The 15,039-nt window shown below is 65.8% G+C and carries 14 protein-coding genes and 1 tRNA gene; 7 read left to right on the top strand and 8 right to left on the bottom strand.

From position 1 onward, the window contains the following. Window positions 1-125: 125 nt before the first annotated feature. From E5679_RS01530 to E5679_RS01515, 4 genes are all read right to left on the bottom strand, one after another. Window positions 126-395, bottom strand: coding sequence for a hypothetical protein (locus tag E5679_RS01530; protein WP_138413325.1), 270 nt, complete (start codon window positions 393-395; stop codon window positions 126-128). An 88-nt stretch (window positions 396-483) separates the two neighbouring features. Then, window positions 484-556 (bottom strand) — tRNA-Val (locus E5679_RS01525). Window positions 557-584: 28 nt separating this feature from the next. Further along, the gene (locus E5679_RS01520) at window positions 585-1,097 is read right to left on the bottom strand and encodes a peroxiredoxin (RefSeq protein ID WP_138413324.1); all 513 of its coding nucleotides are present in this window, start codon (window positions 1,095-1,097) and stop codon (window positions 585-587) included. Next, window positions 1,094-1,507 carry a DUF3052 domain-containing protein gene (locus E5679_RS01515; protein ID WP_249335873.1) on the bottom strand — a complete coding sequence of 138 codons (414 nt, stop codon included), beginning with the start codon at window positions 1,505-1,507 and terminating at the stop codon, window positions 1,094-1,096. Before E5679_RS01515 ends, E5679_RS01520 begins: the two co-directional genes overlap by 4 nt. A 338-nt stretch (window positions 1,508-1,845) precedes the next feature. On the opposite strand from E5679_RS01515, the gene aceE reads away from it, so the two are divergent. The 6 genes from aceE to fabF all read left to right on the top strand — a co-directional run bounded on the left by aceE (window position 1,846) and on the right by fabF (window position 9,784). Beyond that, window positions 1,846-4,587 (top strand): pyruvate dehydrogenase (acetyl-transferring), homodimeric type, encoded by a 2,742-nt coding sequence (gene aceE, locus E5679_RS01510; protein ID WP_138413322.1) that lies wholly within the window; start codon window positions 1,846-1,848, stop codon window positions 4,585-4,587. A 149-nt stretch (window positions 4,588-4,736) separates the two neighbouring features. Next, window positions 4,737-5,975 carry a PucR family transcriptional regulator gene (locus E5679_RS01505; RefSeq protein ID WP_138413321.1) on the top strand — a complete coding sequence of 413 codons (1,239 nt, stop codon included), beginning with the start codon at window positions 4,737-4,739 and terminating at the stop codon, window positions 5,973-5,975. Window positions 5,976-6,095: 120 nt separating this feature from the next. Further along, window positions 6,096-7,049 (top strand): ACP S-malonyltransferase, encoded by a 954-nt coding sequence (locus E5679_RS01500; protein ID WP_171042200.1) that lies wholly within the window; start codon window positions 6,096-6,098, stop codon window positions 7,047-7,049. Next, on the top strand, window positions 7,046-8,107 hold the full coding sequence (locus tag E5679_RS01495) for a beta-ketoacyl-ACP synthase III (protein ID WP_138413320.1): 1,062 nt from the start codon (window positions 7,046-7,048) through the stop codon (window positions 8,105-8,107). Before E5679_RS01500 ends, E5679_RS01495 begins: the two co-directional genes overlap by 4 nt. Before the next feature lie 105 nt (window positions 8,108-8,212). Continuing rightward, window positions 8,213-8,458, top strand: coding sequence for an acyl carrier protein (locus E5679_RS01490; protein WP_138413319.1), 246 nt, complete (start codon window positions 8,213-8,215; stop codon window positions 8,456-8,458). Between the two features lie 90 nt (window positions 8,459-8,548). Next, entirely contained in the window at window positions 8,549-9,784 is a 1,236-nt protein-coding gene (gene fabF, locus E5679_RS01485) for a beta-ketoacyl-ACP synthase II (RefSeq protein ID WP_138413318.1), read from the top strand. 90 nt (window positions 9,785-9,874) lie between these two features. Here fabF and E5679_RS01480 read toward each other — a convergent pair whose 3' ends face one another. The 4 genes from E5679_RS01480 to E5679_RS01465 form a co-directional block, all read right to left on the bottom strand. Then, window positions 9,875-10,378, bottom strand: coding sequence for a DUF3145 domain-containing protein (locus E5679_RS01480; protein ID WP_138413317.1), 504 nt, complete (start codon window positions 10,376-10,378; stop codon window positions 9,875-9,877). Between the two features lie 154 nt (window positions 10,379-10,532). Then, on the bottom strand, window positions 10,533-11,504 hold the full coding sequence (locus E5679_RS01475) for a tyrosine recombinase XerC (protein ID WP_420821024.1): 972 nt from the start codon (window positions 11,502-11,504) through the stop codon (window positions 10,533-10,535). A 25-nt stretch (window positions 11,505-11,529) separates the two neighbouring features. Continuing rightward, on the bottom strand, window positions 11,530-12,708 hold the full coding sequence (gene dprA / locus E5679_RS01470; protein WP_138413315.1) for a DNA-processing protein DprA: 1,179 nt from the start codon (window positions 12,706-12,708) through the stop codon (window positions 11,530-11,532). 935 nt (window positions 12,709-13,643) lie between these two features. Continuing rightward, window positions 13,644-13,823 carry a hypothetical protein gene (locus tag E5679_RS01465; RefSeq protein WP_138413314.1) on the bottom strand — a complete coding sequence of 60 codons (180 nt, stop codon included), beginning with the start codon at window positions 13,821-13,823 and terminating at the stop codon, window positions 13,644-13,646. Window positions 13,824-13,971: 148 nt separating this feature from the next. Here E5679_RS01465 and E5679_RS01460 point away from each other — a divergent pair, with 148 nt between their 5' ends. Continuing rightward, a complete protein-coding gene (locus E5679_RS01460; RefSeq protein ID WP_138413313.1) occupies window positions 13,972-15,015 on the top strand; it encodes a DUF3800 domain-containing protein in 1,044 nt (347 codons plus the stop codon). Window positions 15,016-15,039 lie beyond the last annotated feature (24 nt).

Below are 15,039 nucleotides of genomic sequence, written 5' to 3'. Positions count from 1 at the left end.
GCTGGATTTGTTCCGTCACCTGCAGTTCACCTAGTATTCAGAGCCAGAGCCTCCCACCGCGGCATCCCCCCAAGGCAGCGGCGGGAGGCTCTTTCCATGCCCGGGTGCCATCTCAACCCGCGCGGCTATGCGCGGAGGCTCCATCCTCCGCCAAGCTGGTCCCGGACGAGTTCGAACGTCCGCAGCCCGCTTCCTCGGAGCCCAAGGGCCGCCTGCACTTGCCAGACCTCGACATCCACTCGGCTCGCTCCGCGCGGCAGGCGCGACTCTGCGGTCCACCAACGCACGCGCTCGAACCAGCGTGCGGGTTCAGCCGCGACCCGCCAGTTGCGGTCTCCTCGCCTGAAGGAGTGGGGCGTCCCATTCGGCGCAGTTCGGACCAGAATGCTCTCCATGGGGGGAGGCTATGCATGGGCACCGACATTCGATGGAGTCTCTTGGCGTAAATGTGCACGCCATTCGCGATGTCGTTCTACGAGGGGGTGGGTCCTACCGGGATCGAACCGATGACATCCACGGTGTAAGCGTGGCGCTCTACCAGCTGAGCTAAAGACCCTTGTGGCCGGCTACGCCGGCGCGCTGCTTCACTCTATCCGATTCGGACCGGTCCCTCCGATTCGAGACAGTGCTGCCGCGTAGTCCTCGATGTTGCGGGGTTGGCCCCGCGGATTGACCACGCGATAGCGGACTACCCCGTTTCGGTCGAGGATGAACGTGCCGCGCAGCGCCATCCCGCTGCCTTCATCGAAGACCCCATACTGCCGCGCAACGGCGCCGTGTGGCCAGAAGTCGGCCAGAAGATGGAAAGAATACCCTTCCGACTCCGCGTAGGCCCGAAGCGCGTATTTGCTGTCGATCGACACGGCCAGCACCTCAGCGCCTGCTTCCGAGAAGATCTCCGGCCTGTCTCGGATGGCTGCGAGCTCGCTCGTGCAGATCTGCGAGAACGCGAACGGGTAGAACACCAAAACGACAGGACGGCCCCGGAGCGCTGAAAGTCGGATGGGTTCGCCGAATTGGTTCGACAGGGTGAAGTCGGGGGCCCCGTCGCCCGGGCCGATCGATCCTCCTGGAATGCCGGGTCCCGAAACGGTCACTTCTTCCGGGCGAGACGAGTCGCGTGCCAATCCTTGGAGACGCCGGCGGTCGAGGTCGAATGCAGTCCGGCAGTGGGCGCGGCCTCCTGGACCTCGACCGGTGGCACATGGCCCTCGCGACCTTGCTTGGGCGTCAACAGCCAGATCACACCCTGGTCCTCGAGCGTTGTCTGCGCGTCGACCAGCATGTCCACGAGGTCGCCATCGCCGTCACGCCACCACACGAGGACCGCGTCCACGACATCATGATCGTCCTCGTCGAGAAGCTCGGAGCCCACCGCGTCCTCAATTGCATCCCTGAGATCGAAGTCGACGTCCTCGTCGTAGCCGAATTCCTGGATCAGGTCTCCGTCCTTGAAACCCAATCGCCCCGCCACATTGCTCCCTGCGGCGGTGTCGGTCTCGCCCACGTTCTTTCCTCCTCGCGCGTTTCGTCTACACCCCGTGGTCGCAGGCCGCGGAATCAGTGCGCCTTCCATGACTGCGCCTGCTCCCAGCGCCTGCTCGCACGCGGAATGTATGTATAAGCCAACACCGTTTGGCCCGTAGCATCAAGCGCACGCGCTGCACGTGCACCTCCGACGCGACTAGAGTGACAGAGAGCGCGCCGCTGCTCTGGCTGGGGAACCCGGCTGCCTGAAGGAGCGCTTACACGAAAACGGGCCTGAACGTTGAGGCCCAGCGACGATATTGCCCGACGTCCGGCAGCCACCAGCTCCGGTCCTCCGGGCTCGAAGAGAGGTTGGACGTGTCTGTAGGAGAGGAAACCTCGCACATCCTCAGCGGCCTGACGAATCAGCTGCCGGACCGCGACCCCGAAGAGACCTCCGAGTGGATCGAGTCTCTTGACGCCCTGATCGAATCGCAGGGCACCGAACGCGCGCAGTACATCATGCGCAGTCTCCTCCAGCGGGCAGGCTCGCGCAGCGTAGGCGTTCCGATGGTCACCACGACCGACTTCGTGAACACGATCCCCGCGGACCAGGAGCCCGAGTACCCGGGCAACGAAGAGTATGAGCGACGCTACCGCGCCTATATGCGGTGGAACGCCGCCATCATGGTGCACCGTGCTCAGCGGCCGGGCATCGGCGTCGGCGGACACATCTCGACGTATGCGGGTGCCGCAACCCTCTACGAAGTGGGCTTCAACCACTTCTTCCGGGGCAAGGACCACCCGGGCGGCGGAGACCAGGTCTTCTTCCAGGGCCACGCCTCCCCCGGCATGTACGCCCGCGCCTTCATGGAGGGCCGCCTCAGCTCGGAGGACCTCGACGGCTTCCGCCAGGAGAAGTCCCACAAGGGCCATGCATTGTCCTCCTACCCGCACCCGCGCATGATGCCCGAGTTCTGGGAGTTCCCCACGGTCTCCATGGGCATCGGGCCGATGAATGCCATTTATCAGGCCCAGACGAACCGGTATCTCCATAACCGCGGCATCAAGGACACGTCCGACCAGCACGTGTGGGCGTTCCTCGGCGACGGCGAGATGGATGAGCCGGAGAGCCGCGGCCTGCTGCAGCTCGCGGCGAATGACAACCTCGACAACCTGACCTTCGTCATCAACTGCAACCTCCAGCGCCTTGACGGCCCGGTGCGCGGCAACGGCAAGATCATCCAGGAGCTCGAGGCCTTCTTCCGCGGTGCCGGGTGGAACGTCATCAAGGTCATCTGGGGACGCGAGTGGGATGCCCTGCTCAAGAAGGACGACAACGGGCAGCTCGTCAAGGTCATGAACGAGACTCTGGACGGCGACTACCAGACGTACAAGGCCGAGTCCGGCGGGTTTGTCCGCGAGCACTTCTTCGGCAAGACACCGGAGACGAAGGAGCTCGTCGCCGACTACTCGGACGAGCAGATCTGGAACCTCAAGCGCGGCGGCCACGACTACTGGAAGGTCTACGCCGCATACAAGGCGGCGACCGAGTTCAAGGGCAAGCCGAGCGTCATCCTTGCCATGACGGTCAAGGGATACGGCCTCGGTCCGCACTTCGAGGGCCGCAACGCGACCCACCAGATGAAGAAGATGACGCTGCAGGACCTCAAGGACTTCCGCGACCACCTGCGCATCCCCATCACCGACGAGCAGCTTGAGGCTGACCCGTACGCACCGCCGTACTACCACCCCGGCATGGATGCCCCTGAGATCCAGTACATGATGGATCGGCGCAAGATGCTCGGCGGCTTCCTGCCCGAACGGCGCGACCCCCACCAGGGCATCGCACTCCCGTCCGAGAAGGCGTACGAGGTGGCCAAGCGCGGGTCCGGCAAGCAGCAGGCAGCCACGACCATGGCTTTTGTCCGCCTCCTCAAGGACCTCATGAGGGACAAGGACTTCGGGCAGCGAATCGTTCCGATCATTCCGGACGAGGCCAGGACGTTCGGCATGGACGCGTTCTTCCCGACGGCGAAGATCTACAACCCGAAGGGCCAGAACTACCTCTCGGTGGATCGCGACCTCGTCCTCGCCTACAAGGAAGCGCCCCAGGGCCAGATCCTGCATGCGGGCATCAATGAAGCCGGCTCGGTGGCGGCCTTCACCGGGGCGGGCACGTCCTACGCGACGCACGGCGAAACCCTGGTTCCGGTCTACGTCTTCTACTCGATGTTCGGCTTCCAGCGCACGGGAGACGGCATCTGGGCTGCCGCAGACCAGATGGCTCGCGGCTTCATCATCGGCGCAACGGCTGGCCGCACGACCCTGACCGGCGAAGGAACGCAGCACGCCGACGGGCACTCGCCGCTTCTCGCCTCGACCAACCCGGCGGTCGTGACCTATGACCCCGCCTACGGGTACGAGATCGGCCACATTGTGCGGTCGGGCATCGAGCGGATGTACGGCGGGAACCACCCGGATCCGAACGTCATGTACTACCTCACCGTGTACAACGAGCCGATCGTCCAGCCCGCCGAGCCGGAGGAACTCGATGTCGAGGGCGTGGTGAAGGGCATCTACCTCTTGGCTCCGGCCAAGATCGACGGGCCTCGCACCCAGCTGCTCGCCTCGGGCGTTGCCGTTCCGTGGGCGCTCGAAGCGCAGCGGATCCTCGCCGAAGAGTGGGGCGTCTCGGCGGATGTGTGGAGCGTGACCTCGTGGAACGAGCTTCGCCGCGACGGCCTCGCCGCCGAGCACGAGGCGTTCCTGAACCCGGGCCAGGAGCCGCGCATTCCGTTCGTGACCCAGCAGCTCGCCGGGGCGACCGGACCGATCGTGGCGGTCAGCGACTACATGAAGGCGGTCCCGGACCAGATCCGGCAGTTCCTCCCGAATGAGTTCGCGACGCTCGGGGCCGACGATTTCGGCTTCGCCGACACCCGCGCCGCGGCACGTCGCTACTTCCACATCGACAGCCACTCCGTCGTGGTGCGCGCGCTGCAGATGCTCGCCCGTCGCGGCGAGGTGGACGGGGATGCGCCCCGTCAGGCGTTCGAGCGTTACCGCCTGCTCGACGTGAACGCCGGGACAACTGGCAACGCGGGCGGCGAGAGCTAGACGTCAGCTCGCCCACGTCGCCCAGCCGACACCATGACGACGGCGGCGCTCCCCACATGGGGGCGTCGCCGTCGTCCTTTTGCCGGAAGGCTTCTTGTAGCCTTCGCACAAATTCGGGCGACGGCGGGGGGAAGCCTATGCTTCTTCACATGCCCCACCAGCCCCAAGCCGCCGGAGGCACCCGGAAGGCCCGCCTGACGGTCTCCCCGGCGAAGGCCGAGACGCTGAAGAAGCTCCGCAGCAGCGTCGGCCAGCTCTCGACGACGACGACCCGCGAGCTCGAGCGCGCACTCCCCTGGTATGGACGGCTGAGTGCCGACGAACGGTCGGCGCTCGGTCTCGTGGCCCAGAACGGCATTGCCGCCTTTGTGACCTGGTACGAGCGGCCGACTCTCCCCTCCTGGGTGCTGTCCGACGTCTTTGGCAACGCGCCCACTGAGCTCACCCGGTCAATCAGCCTTCAGAAGGCGCTCCAGCTCATCCGCATCGTCGTTGAGGTTGTCGAGGAGCAGGTGCCCCACTTGGCCCCAGAAGAGGACCAGCCCGCGCTGCGCGAGGCTGTCCTCAGATACTCGCGCGAGGTGGCGTTCGCGGCCGCCGACGTCTACGCAAGGGCGGCCGAGACGCGGGGATCGTGGGACACCCGGCTCGAAGCACTCATCGTCGACGCGATCCTGCGCGGCGAGAACACCGACGCCCTCCGCTCCCGGATCGCCGCCCTCGGCTGGAAGGCACAGGAGCATTTCGCAGTCATGGTTGGCAGCTCCCCGCTTGAGCCCAGCCCCAGCTACGTGGGAGAGATGCGCCGCGCGGCCGGGCGCTACGCGAAGGACGCACTCGTCGGCATCCAAGGGGAACGCCTCATCCTCATCTTGGGCGGCATCGAGGACGACGAGACGGCATATGCGCGACTCAGCGAGCTGTTCGCGCCGGGTCCGGTCGTCTTCGGCCCGCGGGCGGAGAGCCTGCCGGAGGTGAGCTCGTCCGCCCAAGCCGCCTTTGCCGGCCTCTCGGCGGCGAGAGCGTGGCCCAACGCCCCCCGCCCCGTGGCCGCGGACGATTTGCTCCCCGAGCGCGTGGTCGCGGGCGATGACGCCGCGCGACGGGCTCTCGTCCAGAAGATCTACCGGCCCCTCCTCGCCGCCTCGAACGGCCTCGTGGAGACGCTCAGCGCCTACCTCGAACTCGGCCACTCACTCGAAGCGACCGCGCGCGAGCTGTTCGTGCATGCCAACACAGTGCGCTATCGGCTTCGACGGGTCTGCGACGTGACGGGCTGGGATCCGCTGCTCCCCCGCGAGGCTTTCGTCCTCCAGACCGCCCTTGTTGTGGGAAGGCTCTCCGCCAACCCGACGGGACGGGAACGAGGACCCCGCGCAGGAGGCTGAACTGGGCCCGCCTGACAGGGCCACTCCTCCTACCCGTTGTAGACTTCCTACAACCCGGGTTCTGGAGCTTGGTGCGTGGGGGCACCGCTGGAACCGCTCGCCCTTTGGAAAGCTGGAAACGTGCTAGCAATTGTCTGCCCTGGACAGGGCTCCCAGACGCCGGGCTTCCTTGCCTCATGGCTCGAGCTGCCGTCCGTCGCCGAGCATCTCGGAGCCCTCGGCGAGGTCGTGGGCCTCGACCTCGTGGCCCACGGAACCACGTCTGACGAAGAGACGATCAAGGACACGGCCGTCGCCCAGCCCCTCATCGTCGCGGCGGGCCTTGTGGCCGCCAAGACCCTGTTCGATGTCGAACTGTCGACCCTTCCTGTGGTCCTCGCCGGGCATTCGGTGGGCGAAATCACGGCAGCCGCCCTCGCCGGTGTGCTGAGCGAAGCCGACGCGATGAAGTTTGTGGGCCTCCGTGCCCGCGAGATGGCCAAAGCCGCGGCGGTCACCCCCACGGGCATGACGGCCGTCCTCGGAGGCGACCCCGAAGAGGTCCAGCGGGCCATCGAGGCAGTCGGTGCGACTCCGGCCAACGTCAATGGCGGCGGGCAGATCGTGGCCGCTGGAACCCTCGAGCAGCTCGCAGCTCTCGCCGCCAATCCGCCGGCCAAGGCGCGCGTCATTCCGCTCAAGGTCGCCGGTGCCTTCCACACCCAGCACATGGCCTCCGCGGTCTCCGCGCTCGAGGAGCTGCGCCCGAGCCTGTCCGTCGAGGACCCGACCGTCCCCCTGCTGTCCAACTACGATGGTCGCGAGGTCGCTTCGGGCTCTGCCGCTGTGACCAGCCTCGTGGCTCAGGTCTCGCGCCCCGTGCGCTGGGACCTGTGCATGGAGACGCTCAAATCCCTCAACGTCACCGGGCTCATCGAACTCGCTCCCGCGGGCACTCTTGCAGGGCTCGCCAAGCGCGGGCTGCCCGGGGTGAAGACGGTTGCCGTCAAGACGCCCTCGGACCTCTCGGCGGCGCTCGAGCTCTTCGCGGCAGATGCTGAACAGGCCGCCTCCACCGAAGAGGAGCCAGTATGAGCACCGCGACGCTCCGCCAGGCCCCGGTCCACCAGCACTCGCGGATCCTCGGCATCGGCGCCTACCGTCCATCGGTCTACGTCACGAACGACGACGTATGCCAGTGGATCGACTCGTCCGACGAGTGGATCCGCCAGCGCACGGGTATCGTCACCCGCCATCGCGCACCAGCAGACGTCGACCTCATCGACATGGCCGAGGGCGCCGCTCAGGAGGCGATTGCCAAGGCTGGCATCGAGGCCTCCCAGCTGGGAGCAGTCATTGTCTCCACGGTGACGCATCCGTACGCCACCCCCTCCGCGGCAGCATTGCTGTGCGATCGCCTCGGCGCAACTCCTGCCCCCGCCTACGACATCTCCGCTGCATGCGCCGGTTACTGCTACGGAGTCGCCCAAGCGGACGCCCTGGTGCGCTCAGGCGCAGCCGAGTACGTGCTCGTCGTCGGCGTCGAGAAGCTCAGCGACTTCATCGACAACTCGGAGCGGAGCATCTCGTTCCTCCTGGGCGATGGAGCAGGTGCAGTAGTGGTCGGCCGTTCGGAGACGCCCGGCATCGGCCCGTCAGTGTGGGGCTCCGATGGCAGCAAGTGGAACACCATCGGGATGACCCACTCGCTCCTCGACGTCCGCGACCTCTCTGAAGAGGCCGAGCGGGATGGCGCCGGCAACGCCGCAGCGGTACTCGGGACCGAGGCCAAGATCTGGCCAACCCTGCGGCAGGACGGGCAGTCCGTGTTCCGGTGGGCCGTCTGGGAGATGGCCAAGGTGGCCAAGCGCGCGCTCGACGCCGCGGGAATCGAGCCGGAGGACCTCGCCGCGTTCGTGCCGCATCAGGCCAACATGCGTATCATCGACGAGATGGTCAAGCAGCTCAAGCTGCCGGAGAGCGTCGTCGTCGCCCGCGATATCGCGGATGCCGGCAACACTTCGGCGGCCTCGATCCCGCTCGCCGCGCACCGGCTCCTGCAGGAGAACCCCGAACTGAGCGGCAAGCTCGCGCTCCAGATCGGTTTCGGTGCCGGGCTCGTGTTCGGCGCTCAGGTCATCACCCTCCCCTAGTTCCCAGCGCATCGGGTACCACCGCCCGCCGCGCCGAAAGCAAAGCCGCACAAGCGGCTTGCCCAGCCAGCCGGCGAGAGCCGGCGATTGAGAAAAGGAGCCGACATGGCTAGCAACGAAGAGATCCTCGCCGGCCTGGCCGAGATCATCAACGAGGAGACGGGCCTCGCACCCGACGCTGTCCAGCTGGACAAGTCCTTCACCGACGATCTCGACATCGACTCGATCTCGATGATGACCATCGTGGTCAACGCGGAGGAGAAGTTCGGCGTCCGTATCCCCGACGAAGAGGTCAAGAACCTCTCGACCGTCGGTGACGCCGTGGACTTCATCGCCAAGGCCCAGGCCTGATAAACCCCTTGCGACGGCCGGCACCCTTCGGTGCCGGCCGTCTGTTCCCTCCCGCCAGCCTCCCCGGCTCTGATCCCGAAAGGGTGCAGCATGGCCCGTAAAGTTGTCATCACCGGTCTAGGCGCCACTACACCTATCGGTGGAGATGTGCCCACCCTCTGGCAGAACGCCGTCAAGGGAGTCTCGGGTGTCCATCAGCTCACAGACGAGTGGGTCGAGCAGTACGACCTTCCCGTGAAGATCGCCGCCAAGCTGGCGGTCCCGGCCGATCAGGTCCTGGGACGCGTGGAGATGAAGCGCATGGACCCCTCGACCCAGTACGGCGTTATCGCCGCGCGCGAGGCGTGGAGGGACTCCGGCATCGAGGACATCGACCACGACCGTCTCGCCGTCGCCTTCGCCACAGGCATCGGAGGCGTCTGGACGCTCCTGAATGGCTGGGACACTCTCAAGGAGAAGGGCCCCCGCCGGGTGCTGCCGATGACCGTCCCGATGCTCATGCCGAACGGCGTGGCCGCGGCCGTGAGCCTCGATCTCGGTGCGCGCGCTGGCGCCCACACGCCCGTCTCGGCCTGCGCTTCGGGAACTGAGGCGATGGCGGTGGGGCAGGAACTGATCCGTTCCGGCAAGGCCGACGTGGTCATGGTGGGTGGCGCTGAAGCAGCCATTCACCCCATGCCGATCGCGGCCTTCTCCTCGATGCAGGCCCTCTCGAAGCGCAACGACGATCCCGAGCGCGCCTCGCGCCCCTACGACATCGATCGGGACGGCTTCGTCATGGGTGAGGGCGCCGGAGCACTGGTTCTGGAAGCCGAGGAGCATGCGCTCGCGCGCGGCGCGAGGATCTACGCGGAACTCGCGGGAACCTCAGTCACTGCGGATGCGTACCACATCACGGCCCCGGATCCCGAGGGCTTGGGGGCGACACGAGCCTTGAAGGCGGCGCTCTTCGACGCGCGGGTGCAGGCAGAAGACGTGGTGCACGTGAACGCACATGCCACGTCGACCCCCGTTGGAGACAAGCCGGAGTACACCGCGCTCAAGTCTGCGCTGGGCGGCCACGTGGACAACGTGGCTGTCTCGGCCACCAAGTCACAGATGGGCCACCTCCTGGGCGCCTCCGGAGCGGTCGAGGCAGTTCTGACGGTTCTCGCAGTGCATGAGCGCAAGGCCCCGGCCACCATCAACCTGGACCATCAGGACCCCGAGATCCCGCTCGATGTGGTCACGACTGCGCGCGATCTCCCTCAGGGCGACATTGTGGCGCTGAGCAATTCGTTCGGCTTCGGTGGTCACAACGCGGTCGTCGTGATCCGCAACCACTGATCCACCAACGACCTGTGGGGCCCGCCTGTTCGGCGGGCCCCACAGTTGTCTGCGATGGTTTCGAGTGCGACGGATGACCGCTGGGCCGGATCAGCCGACCTGGTGGAGCCAGCGGACGGGAGCGCCCTCCGCAGCATGGCGGAACGGTTCCAGCTCCTCATCCCAGGCCTCGCCGAGCGCGAGCGAGAGCTCGTGGAAGACGGCGGAGGGGTCGCCCGCGCCGGACTCGTAGGCGTACCTGATCCGGTCTTCCGAGACCATGATGTTGCCGTGCACGTCGGTAGTGGCGTGGAAGATGCCCAGCTCGGGCGTGTGGGACCAGCGAGCGCCGTCGACGCCGGGGCTAGGCTCCTCCGTGACTTCGTAGCGGAGGTGCGCCCAGCCACGCAGGGCAGAAGCGATCTGCGCGCCCGTCCCGGGTGCGCCCACCCATGACAGCTCGGAGCGGAACATTCCCGGCGCTGCTGGCTGGGGGATCCACTCAAGGTCCGTCCGCTTCTCAACGACGGAGCCAATTGCCCACTCGACGTGCGGGCATAGAGCACTCGGTGCCGAGTGCACGAACAGCAGACCACGGGTCATCACTGCAGACATTCCATCCTCCATCGCTGTCGGTACGTCTTCCCCTACGACCGGTCAGCTTGGAGTGCGTGAACCTGTGGCGGATTCAGTTGTCACGGTCATTCTGCCGGACGGATCCGGAATACGCCAGCAACCTCCACCGTGGCGCGGCCTGTGACGCCATGTCTCACGCCCGGGGGTGAGCCTGGATGTAGCTCGACCGCAAGCGCTCAACCGACACGTGTGTGTACAGCTGCGTGGTCGAGAGGCTCGAGTGGCCCAGGAGCTCCTGAACCGAGCGGAGGTCAGCGCCGCCGTCCAAGAGATGGGTGGCGGCGGTATGGCGTAGCGCGTGAGGCCCCCTTGCACCCGTGTCGCCCAATCCGCGCAGGGCTGCGTCGACCACCTCTCTGGCCTGCCTCTGGCCGAGCCGTCCCCCACGGCGTCCAAGGAACAGAGCGGCGCCGCTGGCTTGGGTCACAAGCACGCTGCGGGCTCCGAGCCAGCGCACGATGGCGTTGGCGGCCGGGACACCGAAGGGGACCGTTCGTTCCTTGTCCCCTTTGCCCAGGACCCTGGCGGTACGCGAGCCGAGGTCGACGTCGTCGACGTCCAGCCCGACCAGCTCCGAGACACGGATCCCGGTGGCGTAGAGCATCTCGGCCAGAGCGAGGTCGCGGACAGCAACTGGATCCCCAGTTTCGGCGTCCCCGGCCAATTTCTCGAGAAGGCGTCTCGTCTGGTCTTCGTGGAGGACATCGGGCAGGTCCCTATGCTGTTTGGGAGACGCGAGCCTCAGCGAAGGGTCGACCTCCAGCTTCCCCTCTCGCACGGCCCATCCCATGAAGGACCGAACGGCCGCGGAGCGGCGAGCGAGCGTGGATCGAGCCCGGCCGCCCTCGCTCTGAGAACCCAGCCAACGGCGCAGAGCGGCGAGATCGATGTCCGCGAGGGTGTCTGCGCCCTCTGACGCGACCGCCTGCAGCATCGAGAGGAGATCGCCCTCGTACGCCCTGATGGTGTGCACTGAGCGCCCCCTGCCGAGCGCGAGGTACCGCAAGAACCCCTCAAGGGGGTCGCGCAGACCTTCGGGCAGGCGCTGGCCGCGAGGAGTCCGTTCGTCCACATCCCCACTGTGGACGTTCGGGACGGATGCCACAACGCGACACTCTCGCTTTCCCGCATCACGATCTCTTATCGCTCCTCCTCCATCCCCCGGGAACAGCCTGAGAGAGGCCCAAGAGCTGAAGGCGCCCGAGGCCGGCGCGCACTTGGGGACCGCTCAGGCCAGCGACCCGAGCCAGACTGTCCACGGTGGTTCCGGTCTTCAACGGCAGAGCGTCGAGAAGCAGGAGGTCCTCTACCGTGAGGCCGTCGTGCGGCGCCGAGTGACCTTCTCGCTGGCTCTCGAGGCCTTCGCCCACAGGGGCCAGCAGCTCGTAGACGTCCCTCACGTCAGTGACGCACACAGCCGCTCCGTCCATCAGGAGTCGATGACAGCCTGCGGAGCTTCCGCTGTATACGGACCCGGGCACGGCTCCCACGATTCGTCCGAGGTCGGCGGCGTGATGAGCGGTGCTGCGAGCCCCCGATCTCCAATGGGCCTCTACGACCACCGTGGCACCTGCCAATGCCGCAATGAGCCTGTTCCTCCGGAGAAAACGATGTTTGGTCGGCGACGCACCCGGAGGGAGCTCTGACACGAGCAGCCCGCGGTGCGCGACGGCCCGTAAGAGCTCCTCGTTCCCCGAGGGGTAGTAGCGATCCAGACCCCCAGCCATCACTGCAACAGTGGGAAGAGCGGGCCCCTCGGAGGACAGCGCGGCTCGGTGCGCCTGAGCATCGATGCCGTAGGCACCTCCGCTCACTATCGTGAGTCCACGGTCCACGAGCCCTCGGGCCATCTCCCCCGCGACGCTCAATCCATAGTTCGTCGCGTCTCTGGACCCGACAATCGCCGCCGAGGCTGTGTGGGAGGGCAACCGCTCTTCGCCCCTCACCCAGAGGCCGATCGGAGCGCGCGCGCCGAGGTCCTCGAATCCATCCGGCCACTCCGGGTCCTCGGGGATGATGAACCGGCCACCGAACCTCGCGATGGTCTCAAGGTCACGATCCGGGGCGAGGTCGGGGACGCGGGCCTTCCATCGCCCGAGCGCCCCCGCAAGGCCCTCCCATCGGTTGGCTCCAGTTCCGAGCGCGAGGCTTCCTACTCGTGTCTCGATGGTGGGATCGATCGGCAAACGTCCCGAAGCGACCGACAGCGCCTCAACCGGTCCCAGTGCTCCGACAAGAGCTGCCCCTGTCGAATCACCGGGTTCGACTAGTCTTGTCAGAGCTGCCCGCGCCCTCCTCACCTCGTCCATGCTTTCCCCTCCCGTCGGAAGACCCAGACCTACTCCCCTGAACCGCATCCCACCTGTCATGACCGGGACTCCGTAGCCCGCAGAAGGAGGGCCTGGCCGATCTCGTCCTCACCCGGGCGTGGCAGGCCTGCCAAGTCAGCCAAGGTCCAGGCGACACCGAGGTCGACGCATTCGCATAGCTAATGGGAGGGAGGACGACCGGCTCAAACCCGTGGCATCTGTGCCCCGCCAGAGGGAACTTGCTGGTGGCTTTTAGAAGCAGAAGGCGCCCGCGAGGGGTGGAGCCTCCGGACGCGTGCCAACCGATGGAAAGGATCGGCAGGGACGTCCAATCGTAGGGGCGGCTTGGTGCAAGCATCGGACCACGAGGCAAGCCGGAAATATTGCACGAGTGATATCGCACGTCCCCGTCTACGACGACACGCTCATCGGGAGCCGTACACCACTCTGCCGGACGCTACCCCACAGGCCGACCACATCACGAAATGCCGCCTCGATTGCCGGCTTGAAGCCCATGGCACCCCAGCGATCTCGCAGCTTGAGGCGCACATTCATGCCTGATGGGACCAGCTGCGGGGCAGCGACCCAATCCCTTGCGATGGGCGCCCAACCCTCCTCCGTGTGGTTCGCGTCGCGTAGATGACCGCGTCTCCAAGCATTAGGGACAACGGCCACGCTCGTCGATTCGAACCAGGCAATGTCCGCCCCGGCGTGCCGACGCTCAACCTGCCGATGCTCCTTCCGATCGACGGCCTCGAGGCGCCCACTTGCCTAGAGTACCGCCGGAAACGAGAAGGCAAGCGCTCCAGCAGTGAGAACACCTCAGACTTAGCTGGCCCACGTCGCCGGCTCCATGCGGCGTCAGCGAGAGAGTTGTTCCACTGGTACGTCGAGAGGGCATCCTCGATCGTAGAACCACAGTTGCCATGACCGTGTCATGAGGGATCGTTGGTGACGTCGGCGTTGATGGTGAATCGGTACTGGCCGTCCGTCGGACGGTCATAGATCTGCAGTGTGATCTCCTCGCCCTTGCGGTAAGCGCTGTACTGACCAATCAGCTCAGCGACCTCGGCCTTCGACCACGTAGCGATGCTCGCTACGATCTCCCGGCTCATTCATTGCTCCCCCTTATCGGCGTAATGCTCGTTCTTGCACCCATCCGTCCGCCAGTTCTGATCGGCCCGAGCGCGCCGCGCTTCCGGCGTCTCGGCTGCTTCTGGCATGCTTTCCGAGGACGGCAACCAAGCAAGGATGGGGAACGACATGGCCGCTGCGAAGAACGTAGCCGAGATCTTCTTTGATGAGTCTGGGCATGACGGTGAAAACCTGATGGGCGGGAGCACTCCCGTGCTAGCTCACAGCAGCGTGCATATGGACCTGGCCGAGGCGTCCGACTTGGTGGACCACCTGAGAGGGAAGACTAGAGCGCAAAGCCCGGAACTCAAGATCGGGGCCGTGATCCGCAACCGCGGTGCGATCGACGACCTGTTTGGCGAACAGGGGGCGCTTGTCGGCCATACCCAGGTCTACGTTGTCGAAAAGGCTGAAATGGCCGCGGGAAAGATGGTTGACCTGCTTATAGAGGAGCGGGCGTACGCACGGGGCGATGACCTCTATAAGGACGGAACCCACAGGCGCATGGCGCGTGCTCTCTACGAACACGGCCCGGAAGACCTAGGGGAAGAACGTTGGCAATCATTGGTAAGCGCCTTTACCTCCCTCATGCGCGAAAACCAGCGGAAGGGCGAGAAGGAAACCATTGATGGCTTTTTCGAGAAGGTCGAGGAAGCCCGCTCGGCTGCGAAGCGTACGAAGCTGAAGATCGTGCTCGGCCAGTTGGCAGATACTCGGAAGCAGGCGGAAGAGTTTCAAGCGGACGTAGCCAAGGGCGATATAATCAAGAGCCTCGATCCATTGCAGACGTCCCTGATGCAACTGGCGTACGACTGGAGCAAGAAGCTCGATCGGCCGGTGATGGTCATGCACGATGCTCAAAAGAACCTGACCGAGCGCGTGATGAATGCGGTCATGTACACAGCCAGCACGAAGCCGCCCGCCCACTTTAACCTCCCTGACAGCCGCTTCCCTCTCGTCGGAATCAAGCACATCGACTCGAAAGCAGATCCCCGCATCCAACTTGCCGACGTAGCCGCCGGCTTCACCCGCCAAGTTGCGGAGAGAGCCTTGCGAGGGAACGCCGAGGAGGAAGAACTCGCTCAGGTGCAGCGTCTTGTGCACTTCAATTCGATCTGGGGAGACGCCAAGTCTTGGGAACAGATCCGCCCGCGGGACCTTTTCCTGATCTAAATACACGCGTCCTCTTACGGGAGG

Source organism: Sinomonas gamaensis (genome assembly GCF_005876955.1).
Lineage (GTDB): Bacteria > Actinomycetota > Actinomycetes > Actinomycetales > Micrococcaceae > Sinomonas > Sinomonas gamaensis.
The sequence above is the reverse complement of the archived record's forward strand: the minus strand, read 5'-3'. Positions and strand labels throughout refer to the sequence as shown.

Bases quoted from the DNA above. Each gene is read 5' to 3' on its own strand.
- E5679_RS01490 (WP_138413319.1), top strand. From the start codon at position 8,213: ATGGCTAGCAACGAAGAGATCCTCGCCGGCCTGGCCGAGATCATCAAC.
- E5679_RS01495 (WP_138413320.1), top strand. From the start codon at position 7,046: ATGAGCACCGCGACGCTCCGCCAGGCCCCGGTCCACCAGCACTCGCGG.
- E5679_RS01460 (WP_138413313.1), top strand. From the start codon at position 13,972: ATGGCCGCTGCGAAGAACGTAGCCGAGATCTTCTTTGATGAGTCTGGG.
- E5679_RS01480 (WP_138413317.1), bottom strand. From the start codon at position 10,378: ATGTCTGCAGTGATGACCCGTGGTCTGCTGTTCGTGCACTCGGCACCG.
- E5679_RS01530 (WP_138413325.1), bottom strand. From the start codon at position 395: ATGGAGAGCATTCTGGTCCGAACTGCGCCGAATGGGACGCCCCACTCC.
- E5679_RS01465 (WP_138413314.1), bottom strand. From the start codon at position 13,823: ATGAGCCGGGAGATCGTAGCGAGCATCGCTACGTGGTCGAAGGCCGAG.
- fabF (WP_138413318.1), top strand. From the start codon at position 8,549: ATGGCCCGTAAAGTTGTCATCACCGGTCTAGGCGCCACTACACCTATC.
- E5679_RS01505 (WP_138413321.1), top strand. From the start codon at position 4,737: ATGCCCCACCAGCCCCAAGCCGCCGGAGGCACCCGGAAGGCCCGCCTG.
- dprA (WP_138413315.1), bottom strand. From the start codon at position 12,708: ATGGACGAGGTGAGGAGGGCGCGGGCAGCTCTGACAAGACTAGTCGAA.